Origin of the sequence: Pseudomonas khorasanensis, assembly GCF_014268505.2 — a bacterium.
Taxonomy (GTDB): domain Bacteria; phylum Pseudomonadota; class Gammaproteobacteria; order Pseudomonadales; family Pseudomonadaceae; genus Aquipseudomonas; species Aquipseudomonas khorasanensis.
Genome location: NZ_JABWQP020000032.1, coordinates 1 through 1,369, shown reverse-complemented (window position 1 = coordinate 1,369; position 1,369 = coordinate 1). Strand labels below are relative to the sequence as shown.

Sequence of the window (1,369 nt, the reverse complement as noted above, 5' to 3'; positions counted from 1 at the left end):
GCCGACGTCCTACGAGTACCGCAACGGTTTTCTCTACAAGCGTTGCCGTGGCGACGCGGTGTGGATTTATCGGCGCAATGCCGAAGGCGCCGTCACTGAAGCGGTCGATCCCGACGGCCAGGTCACCCATTACTACTACAGCCTTCGCGGTCAGTTGCTGTCGCTGCGCTACCCGGACAGCAGCCGGCATCGCTGGGTGTGGAACGAACTCGGTCAACTCGTCGAGGAAACCCTGCCCGACGGTGGCGTGCGGCGGTTTTCCTACGACACGCTGGGACGACGGACCACAACCGAGGACGAGTTTGGTGCCATCACCCGTCAGCAATGGGACGCGGCGGGCCGACTGATCCTGACGACTTCTCCTACGGGAAGCACTCGCGCCTACAGCTACGGCGCCTACGGCCAGATCACCGCCGAACGCGACGAACTCGGTCGCATCACCCGCTATGAATATGACGATGACCTGCACCTGGTCTCGCGGCGTATCAACCCCGACGGCACCCGCGTGCAGTACCGCTACGACCATGCGCGGCTGCTGCTCACAGAGATCGAAAACGAGTCGGGCGAAAAATACCGCCTGGACTACACGCCAACCGGATTGATCCGACAGGAAACCGGCTTCGATGGCCGGCGCACTGCCTACGTTTACGACCTCAACGGTCATCTGCTGGAGAAGACCGAGTTCGGCGAACATGGCCTCAGTCTGGTCACCCAGTACAAGCGCGACGCCGCCGGAAGACTGCAGGTCAAAACCCTGCCCGACGGGGTCAAGGTCAGTTATCACTACGACCGCCTCGGCCGCCTGACTGGCGTTGATGACGGCCACAACCACCCGCTGGCTTTCGAGTACGACCGCCAGGATCGGCTGATCACCGAGCATCAGGGCTGGGGCACGTTGCGCTATGCCTACGATGCTTGCGGCCAACTCAAACGCCTGCGCCTGCCGGACAACAGCAAGCTCGACTATCACTACGCCAAGGGCGGTGCGCTGACGGCCATCGACCTCAACGGCACGCCGCTGACCTGCCATGTGTATCAGTCCGGCCGCGAGCAGCAACGCCAGCAAGGCTTGCTGCTCAGCGAATATGCCTACGACGATCAGGGCCGTTTGCTCGCTCATGCCGTAGGCCATCGCCACGCCGCGCTGTACCGCCGCGATTATGCCTACAGCGCCAACGGCAATCTGGAGCACGTCGCCGACAGCCGCCACGGCCAGCGCACCTACGGCTACGACGCCCTCGACCGCTTGATCCGCGTGCGCCACTCGCGCGATGAACTGCCCGAGTCCTTCGCTCACGACCCGGCCGGCAACCTGCTGATGCAGGACCGCCCCGGCCCTGCGCAGATCAAGGGCAACCGCCTGCTGATA

The 1,369-nt window shown here is 63.6% G+C and carries 1 pseudogene; it reads left to right on the top strand.

Annotated features, from left to right (window positions below):
* Positions 1-1,369, top strand: a pseudogene (locus HU727_RS25440) (type IV secretion protein Rhs); the annotation flags it as partial.